This is a genomic window from Streptomyces sp. NPDC054786, from assembly GCF_053611685.1.
Window position 1 is genome coordinate 1 of sequence record NZ_JBSHAW010000090.1, and the last position, 8,617, is coordinate 8,617.

Sequence of the window (8,617 nt, forward strand, 5' to 3'; positions counted from 1 at the left end):
CCGGCCAAGCCAACTACGCCACCGCAAACGTCTTCCTCGACGCCCTGGCCGTACACCGCCGAACCACCGGACTACCCGCCACCTCACTCGACTGGCACCTGTGGGCCGGCACCGGCATGGGCACACAGCTCGACGACGCGGTGTTCGCGCGGCAGCGGCGACTGGGCACGCCCGCCCTTGAACCGGCGGACGGTCTGGCGCTGCTGGACGCGGCCCTCGGCCGCCCGGTGGGCGAGCCGGTGCTGGTGCCGCTGCGGCTGGACGCGGCCACGATGGCCGCGGCGCAGAGCGACGTCCCCGTCCTGTTGCGCGACCTGGTCCGCGGCCGACGCCCGGTGCGCGTGGCCGACGGCCCGGAGGCGGCGCCGGCCGCGGAGTCGCTCATCCGCAGGCTGTCGGTGCTCAGCGAGCAGGCGCGCCGCCAGACGGTGCTCGACCTGGTGCGTACCGAGGTCGCCGCGGTGCGGCACGACGAGCCCGGTGCCGTCGACATCGGCATGGGCTTCACGGAGCTGGGGCTCGACTCGCTGGCCGCGATCGAGCTGCGTAACCGGCTGAGCACCGTCACGGAGCTCAGGCTGCCTGCGACGCTGATGTTCGACTACCCGAACCCGAAGGCGCTTGCGGACTACCTCTTGGAGGAACTGGCTCTGCCGGTCGCAACGGACGACGACGCGGTGCGCAGTGCGCTCGCCTCGATCCCGCCGGCCCGGCTCCGCGAGGCCGGGTTGCTGGACGCACTACTCGAACTGGCTGGTGGGAATGCCACGTCGGAGCAGGAGACGGAGCCGGTCGCGGATCCCTCCGAGTCGATCGGGAGCATGGCCGTCGATGACCTGGTGCGGGCCGCGCTGGCCGCGTTCGAGCGGGACTGAACGGGGTTCACATGGTTATGTCGGTTGAGCGGACCGTCGTTGCCCGGCGCACGTCGATGACGGAGAGCGAGCGGCTGCGCAAGCAGAACCGCGAGCTGTCCGAGGCCACTGAGGCCGCGCGGGAATCGGTGGCCATCATGAGGATGGCCCCTGCCGGTAACCCGGCGGGGCGGCGACGCTGGACGACTGCTGACGCTTCCTGAAGCAGGGACGGGACGGCGACGTCCCGTCCCTGCTGACCAGCAGAGCACCGTCGCGGCGACCGCGCGGCTGGGGCACCGAGGGTCTCTACGCCCCGGAGCCCTGCAAACCCGACGAGATCATCGCGACGAGCACGCGCACACAGGGAGGGCCGGCCCTCTCGACGGACGCCGCGCGCTCGTTCTCACTGGTCGCCGCAAACCGACGAGGTGGGCCCGGGAAACCCTTGGGTTCCCAGGCCCACCTCCTATGGCGTGCGAGGAGCCGGCCGCGGTGCGGACGGAACGGAGCGATCAGGACGTCGGTTGGAACTCGTGTCGTGTCAGGCCGGTCGGCAGATTCACGCGGCCACGTATGGCCAGCTTCTTGTAGACGCGGGTCAGATGCTGCTCGACCGTGCTCACGGTGATGTAAAGGCGGCGGGAGATCTCGCGGTTGGTCAGGCCCATGGCGGCCAGGTTGGCGACCCGCCGCTCGGCGTCACTGAGGGCCTGGTCGGCTTCGGCCTGCGCCGGGTCGTGCTGGGCTCCGTCGGATGAGCCGCCGGAGCGGCGCGGAAGGAACTGCTCGGCGTTGCACGCTTTGGCCTCCTCTACCGCCTGACGGGATGCCGTGCGGGCCCGGCGGTACTCGCCCAGCCCATGCCATGCCTGGCTGAGTTCGGCAAGCGCCGTCGTCATCGCGAAGCGGTCGCCGGCCAGGTGCAGCGTGTCGACCGCCTGTCGGAGCAGCCCCGGGCGTTTCTGCGGCTCGCCGGCGGCGGCAAGGACTCGCAACGTGGTTCCCCGGACGTGGGCGCGGTCGGCACCCGGACGTGTCAACTGCTCGGCGAGCAGCTTGCGGGCCGTCTCGTTCTGGCCCATGTGCACGTGGGCCAGGGCCAGATCGCTGCGCCACGGCACCAGGGCGGGCAGGTCGACCTTCCACTTCCGCATCAGGTCGCCGCTGCGCTGGAAGTCGCTGGCCGCCGCGAGGATCCGGCCGGCCGCCAGGTGCTGATGGCCGCGGGCGTGCAGATACCGCAGTCCGAAGACGGAGTGGAACATGGCCTCCGGGACGCACAGCATGCGGATCTGATCGGTAGGCTCCGTCATGCCCATGGCGGTCCGAGCGAGCAGCAGCGTGGAGAGCGGAAGTCCGACAGCTACCCCCCAGCCCTGAGTGTGCAACAGGTCGAGCGCCTCCGAGGCGCACTGTGCAGCTATGAGCACATCCCCCTGGCGCCGGGAGATCTCCGCACGGACGCTGCCGAATAGGGCCTGCCAGGTGCGGGCGCGGCGCCGTTCCGCCTCTCGGCGCAGCGTCTCGCACCACACGGCCGCGCGGTCCAGCTTCTCGGTGTGCACGAGGGCCATGACCGCCGCGATGCCCACCTCCAGGGTGTCGTCTTTCAGCCGCCAGCTATGCAGCAGGTGTTCGGCGCTCTCGGCGACCCGCTGCTTCTCGCTCTCCGTGGTGCCCATCGAGGCGATCAGCGTGGCGCCCGCGCGGGTCCAGGGGTCGCCGCACACCGCGGTGAGCTCACCTGCCGACGGTTCGCCGTATGCGGCCGACAGGTGCCGGGCGGAACCGAAGACCAAAGTATGGGTGAGCCGGACTCGGGCCCAGCCCGGTCCGTCGGCGTCATCTGCGGCCCGGGCCGATGCCACACTCGCACCGGGGCTGCCCTGCCACAGCAGCTGCCTTGCGACACCGGCGGCTTCCGCGGCCGGCAGAGTGCCGTTATGCAGGGCGGTGTCCAGGGCCGCCAGATGGAGGGCGGCCACAGCCGGGTTGGTGCGCCACTCAAGCCGCGCGAGCATGGTGAGCACGGCAACGCGGACCTCTTCGTTCGGGCAGGTGTCGAGGACCAGAGAGAGGCAGCGGACGCCGAGTTCCGGCTCGTCCGCAATGACCGCCTCCTCCGCGGCCGCGCGCAGCGTGCCCACGGCCCAGTCCAGACTGGTATCTTGGGCAACAACGAGGTGTCGGGCGACGTCGAGTGCCGCCGCGCCCCTGGTGTACAGAAGCTGCGCGGCACGGACGTGCAGGGCTGAACGGTCCTCGGCGCACAGGCTTTCGATGATGGTGCGTGCCGCCTCGGGGTGCCGGAACCGGCCTTCGGCGATCAGTCCTGCGGTGTGCAGGACGTGCAGGCAATCGGCCGCCGCCTGCGGGCCGAGCCCGGTCAGCTCCGTGGCCAGGGCAGGTGTGGCCGCGTCGCCCAGCACCGCAAGGGCGTGGGCGATGTCCGACACCGCCGGGTCGCAGCGCCGGAGGCAGGCAAGGAACGCCTGGCGAAACGCGCCGCAGGGCAGCGGCTGTTCCCCCGGCTGCGTCAGCGCCTCCGCCCGGCGGTCCTCCAACTCGGCCCCGAGCAGCAAGGGGTTCCCGCCGGTGAGCGCGTACAGCTCCGGTGCGGCTGCCGCGGCCTCCGTGGCCCCAAGCTGCTCGGCTGCGAGCCGGGCCACGCCCGCTTCTGACAGCAAGCACAGCTGGAGACGGTGGTGGGGCCGGCTGACGAGTTCGCCCCGGAACCAGGACTGGCGCGGCCAGTGTTGCGCGCACTCGGTGTAGACGAGCATGACACCGGCCGAGCGGATACGGAGCTGGAGGTGCAGCAGGACCTGAAGCGACTCCTCGTCGGCGAACTGCACGTCGTCAACCAGCAGAACAAGTCGGTGCTGCTGGGCGAGGTCCAGGAGTGCGGTGACGATTCTGCGCCGGGCGTCGTGCGGCGGGGATGCCGAGTCGCCTGCGTCCGTCTCGTCCAGCCACGAGGCCATGGGGTGCAGCGAGGCGGCGGCGTCCGACGGCAGTACTGCGCCACGCAGTAGTTGGTCGATCACCCCGAGCCGAAGGTTCTGTTCCGCTCGCAACGCCGTGGCCGTCAGCACCAACGTCCCGGCCTCAGAGGCTTGTTCGGCAAAGCCATTCAGGAGGCGAGTTTTACCAGTGGCGATACCCCCCGTTACGAGGACAACTTGCCCTCTTTTGTCGGCACTTTCAGCTAAAAACCCCTGCAACCCCGCGAGCGCCCCCGCTCGTTCGACTAGCTGCATGACAGCTCTACCCCCCAGTTGATCTTCCACCTTAAGCGTACGTATGAACGAGACTAATGCAAGGATCCCGATGATCGAAGTCATTTCGATCAGATCACATGCTGCGCCTGGTGCACGGCGGTGGGGAATTCCCCTGACGCATTCCAATCGAATGCCGGGCGCGAGGAATGGACATATAGGCAAGCACGGAAACCCCGCACTCATGTTGCACGAATGCGGGGTGTCGAACCCAGAGAACTTTGATGAACAGTCAACTGTGCATTCAGTCGTGCATGGCGTCCTCGACGAGTCCGGTCGCGATGGTATGGAGGGCCAGGGTGAGATCCCGGCCCGTCGGGGCGGAATCCGGATCGATAAGCCACTGAGCCATCACGCCGGTGAGTAGCGCCTGGTAGAAGGAGCCGACCGCGCGCAGCGCTTCGTCGCCGATGCGCTCGTCCACGGTGAGGAACGATTCGGCCAGACCGCGGGCTTGCTTCAGGCCCTCGGCCAGCGCCTGCCGCAGCTCGGGTGCGTGCTGAATCTGGGCAAACGTCTCAAAATTTGCGGCCCACATCTGCCGGTGCGTGGCGAACAGTTCCACCACCCGGTTCCACACTGACTCGAAGCGCTCCAGTGACTCGGCGTCGGCGTCCGGGGCCAGGGCGATGTCCAGCGCCTTGCCCCACTCGGCATTCGCCTCCATCAGGGCCTCGTTCAGCAGGGCTTCCTTGGAGCCGAAATGGTAGCCGATGGAGGCGAGATTCGCGTTGGATACACCGACGATGTCGCGCGCTGTCGTGCGGGCGTAGCCCTTTTCGATGAGGCAGCGACGCGCTCCAGCCAGCAGGTCTTCACGATTTCCCATGGATGTCCCTTCGCCACACAAAGAAGAGAATGGAAATAGGCTGAACCGTAACGGGGTTCGCAGCTAAGCGGGCCCTCCCGCAGTGCAAATAGGGGGTGGATAGGGGTGGTGGCAAGTGTTCCGGGCGATTGCGGTGCCCGGAACGCTCACCTCCATGTTGCAGCTGGGGTTCACGGAGGGTCAGACGGGCACACGTGCCGTTTCCGGGGCCGGCACAGGCTCCTCGGTCGGGGCCTGCGGGGTGTGATGTGCCGCAGAACGATCACGACGAAGGCCGGCATCACCACCAGCACGCTCGCTGCGACGACGGCGGCGAGGCGCAGCGAGTGGACGCACGTGGACTGCGCGGTGGGGAAGAGGCCGCTCTGCTGCGGCTCCGGCAGGTCTTGGCGTAGTCGTGGACACCGCTCGCTTCCTGACCTGTCTGCAGCAGGCGGACGGAGCACCACCTTTGACCGGGCCGCCCCCTCCCACCATCCGGTATTCCCACCCACACGCGACTTGCGCAGGACTGCTCAGGGGCGTTCCCCGACCTCGGTTTAGGGGGTGCCGACACCGCTTCAGGGGGCCGCCGTTGTGGAGATCGTCGCGCCGTCCTCATTTAAATGATGCGGTACCCCGCGATCCCCTGGAGAGACCCCGTGATCAGACTTCCCAAGGCCGACGGCGTCCTGACGGACTACCGACCACGCACCACGCCCCGCGTATTCACCCCGGACAGCACGCCCTTCACCCGGCGCGTGGTCTTCTCCACCGCGCACGTGGTCGCCGACCCGCTCGCGGCCAACTCACCCCTGCTGATGCCCTTCGAGCCCTTCAGCCCGCCGGCCCTCGACTGGGAGGCCACCCTCGCCTTCCGCCGGCACCTATGGTCGCACGGCTTCGCCCTGGCCGAGGCGCTGGACACCCAGAACCGCGCCATGGGCCTGGACTGGGCCATCTCCGCCGAGCTTATCCGCCGCTCGGCGGCCGAGGCCAAGGCCGTCGGCGGCCGGATCGCGAGCGGTGTGTGGACCGACCAGCTCGACCCCATGCGCCCGCACACCGCGGGCGAGATCGTCGCCGCCTACGAAGAGCAGATGGCCGCCGTCGAGGACGCCGGCGCCCAGCTCATCATCATGGCCAGCCCCGCTCTGCCCGCCGTGGCCGGTGGCCCCGATGACTACGCCGCGATCTACGCCAAACTGCTGGGCCAGGCTCGGGAGAAGGTGATCCTGCACTGGGTACTGCCCGTCGCCGACCCCCGGCTCACCGGCTACTGGGGCCACACCGACTGGGAGAAGGCCCTCGATACCTTCCTCACCGTGGTCGCCGACAACCTCGACAAGGTCGACGGTGTCAAGGTCTGGCCGCTCTCCCGGGAACGCGAGATCGAGCTGCGCCGCCGGTTGCCCGCCGGGGTGCACATCTACAACGGCGACTTCACCGACTTCCCGGAACTGATCGGCGGCGACGACCACGGTCACAGCGACGCCCTCGCCTCGGCCTTCGACCCGCTTGCGCCCGTCGTCGCCGAGGGCTTCCGCGCCCTTGAGTCCGGCGACCGGGCCGGGTTCCGCAGCGAGCTGGAGTCCACCCTGGATCTCGTCCAGCACCTGTACGAGGGCAACGCGCTGACGATGCGGTTCTTCAAGACGGGCTTCGTCTTCCTCGCCTGGCTCTCCGGCCACCAGGACCACTTCCGGATGGTCTGGGGCGAACAGTCCGCACGCTCAGTGCCCCACCTGGCGAAGGCGTACCGGCTCGCCGACGGGCTCGGTCTCTTCCCCGACCCCGCACTTGCCGAGCACCGCATGCGGCTCGTGCTCGGCACCGTCGGCCTGGACTGAGGCCCCGAAAGTCCGTCGCACACCGCGAGATTGGTTGATTCCCGATGCCGAATGACCAGAAGCTGCTCGAATACCTCAAGGCGGTCACCGCCGACCTGCACCAGACCCGCAAGCGGCTGCAGGAGGCGGAAACAGCGGATCGGGAGCCCATCGCAATCATCGGGATGAGCTGCCGCTACCCCGGAGGCGTACGCTCCCCCGAGGACCTGTGGCAGCTGATGGTTGAGGGCCGCGACGCCATCGGGGAACTCCCCAGCGACCGGGGCTGGGACCTGGAGGCGCTGCGCTCCGACGACCCGCTCGCGTCCAGCACCGTGCACGCAGGCGGATTCATCGAGGACGTCGCCGAGTTCGACCCTGCGTTCTTCGGGATCTCGCCCCGGGAGGCAGTGGCGATGGACCCGCAGCAGCGTCTGCTGCTCGAGCTGTCCTGGGAGGCATGCGAACGGGCGGGCATCAACCCGCAGTCCCTGCGCGGCAAGCGCGTCGGCGTCTTCGCGGGCACCGGCTCGCAGGACTACGACTACGTGCACGCCCAGAACCCAGAGGCCGTTGCCGACTACGGCGCGACGGCGACGGCCGCCGCCGTCCTCTCCGGCCGGATCTCCTACACCTTCGGGCTGGAGGGGCCGTCGGTGACCGTCGACACCGCGTGCTCCTCCTCGCTGGTCACCCTCCACCTCGCGGCACAGGCGCTGCGCCAGAAGGAGTGCTCCCTCGCTCTCGCCGGCGGCGCCACCGTGATCTCCAGCCCGGGGGCCTTCGTCGCTTTCAGCCGCCAGGGCGCGCTCTCCTCCGATGGTCGCTGCAAGGCGTTCTCCGACAGCGCAGACGGAACCGGCTGGGGCGAGGGAGCCGGCCTCCTGCTGCTGGAGCGGCTTTCCGACGCCCGCCGAAACGGCCACCCCGTGCTGGCAGTCGTCCGCGGCAGCGCCGTCAACTCCGACGGCGCCAGCAACGGACTCACCGCACCCAACGGCCCTTCTCAGCAGCGGGTGATCCGCCACGCACTCGCCAATTCCGGGCTGACCACCGGCGACATCGACCTCATCGAGGCACACGGTACGGGCACCACCCTCGGCGATCCCATCGAGGCACAGGCCCTGATCAATACCTTCGGATCGGGCAGAACGGCTGAACACCCGCTGTGGCTGGGGTCCCTCAAGTCGAACATCGGCCACACCCAGGCCGCGGCGGGCGTCGGCGGCGTCATCAAGACCGTCATGGCGGTGCGCAACGGCCTCATGCCCCGGACCCTGCATGTCACCGAGCCGTCCTCGCACGTCGACTGGTCCGCAGGCAAGGTGCGGCTGCTGACCGAGGACCGCCCGTGGCCGGATACCGGACGGCCCCGCCGCGGCGGTGTGTCCTCGTTCGGCGTCAGCGGAACCAACGCGCACGTGGTCATCGAACAGGCCCCCGCCGAGCTGCCCGCCCCTGAAAGCCGGCAGCTGCCTGCCGCCGAGATCGTGCCCTGGGTTCTCTCCGCACGCGGCGCCGACGGTCTGCGCCTCCAGGCTGAGCGGATCCGAGCCGCCCTCGCAGGCCGGCTCGGACTCGACCCCCGCGACACCGGGCACGCCCTCTCGGAGGGACGGGCCGCTCTCCACCACCGGGGCGTCGTGCTCGGCGCCGACGTACCGGAACTGCTCGGTGGACTGCAGGCCCTCGCCTCCGGCGACGCGGCACCCCACGTAATCCACGGCGGTGTCCTGGGAGACACCCAGTCGGTGTTCGTTTTCCCTGGTCAGGGTTCGCAGTGGGCCGGCATGGCAGTAGAGCTGCTGGACTCCGCCCCGGCCTTTGCCGAGTCCATGACCCAAT

General features: G+C 69.4%; 6 protein-coding genes. 4 read left to right on the forward strand and 2 right to left on the reverse strand.

The features are described from left to right. A partial coding sequence (locus ACWGI6_RS37980) for a beta-ketoacyl reductase (RefSeq protein ID WP_453271740.1) occupies positions 1-875 on the forward strand: 875 nt, incomplete at its 5' end. Between the two features lie 11 nt (positions 876-886). Beyond that, positions 887-1,078 (forward strand): hypothetical protein, encoded by a 192-nt coding sequence (locus ACWGI6_RS37985; protein WP_453271741.1) that lies wholly within the window; start codon positions 887-889, stop codon positions 1,076-1,078. 291 nt (positions 1,079-1,369) lie between these two features. Here the strand turns inward: ACWGI6_RS37985 and ACWGI6_RS37990 are convergent, their stop codons facing one another. Both ACWGI6_RS37990 and ACWGI6_RS37995 read right to left on the reverse strand, forming a co-directional pair. Further along, a complete protein-coding gene (locus tag ACWGI6_RS37990; protein WP_453271742.1) occupies positions 1,370-4,117 on the reverse strand; it encodes an AAA family ATPase in 2,748 nt (915 codons plus the stop codon). A 262-nt stretch (positions 4,118-4,379) separates the two neighbouring features. Next, positions 4,380-4,964, reverse strand: coding sequence for a TetR/AcrR family transcriptional regulator (locus tag ACWGI6_RS37995; RefSeq protein ID WP_453271743.1), 585 nt, complete (start codon positions 4,962-4,964; stop codon positions 4,380-4,382). Between the two features lie 608 nt (positions 4,965-5,572). Between ACWGI6_RS37995 and ACWGI6_RS38000 the strand changes: the two genes are divergently transcribed. Together ACWGI6_RS38000 and ACWGI6_RS38005 are read left to right on the forward strand one after the other, a co-directional pair. Next, entirely contained in the window at positions 5,573-6,793 is a 1,221-nt protein-coding gene (locus ACWGI6_RS38000; RefSeq protein WP_453271745.1) for a DUF993 family protein, read from the forward strand. Between the two features lie 44 nt (positions 6,794-6,837). Then, the coding region (locus tag ACWGI6_RS38005; protein WP_453271744.1) for a type I polyketide synthase at positions 6,838-8,617 on the forward strand (1,780 nt) is incomplete at its 3' end.

Coding starts and splice junctions, on each gene's coding strand:
- ACWGI6_RS37985 (WP_453271741.1), top strand. CDS start 887: ATGGTTATGTCGGTTGAGCGGACCGTCGTTGCCCGGCGCACGTCGATG.
- ACWGI6_RS37990 (WP_453271742.1), bottom strand. CDS start 4,117: ATGCAGCTAGTCGAACGAGCGGGGGCGCTCGCGGGGTTGCAGGGGTTT.
- ACWGI6_RS37995 (WP_453271743.1), bottom strand. CDS start 4,964: ATGGGAAATCGTGAAGACCTGCTGGCTGGAGCGCGTCGCTGCCTCATC.
- ACWGI6_RS38000 (WP_453271745.1), top strand. CDS start 5,573: ATGCGGTACCCCGCGATCCCCTGGAGAGACCCCGTGATCAGACTTCCC.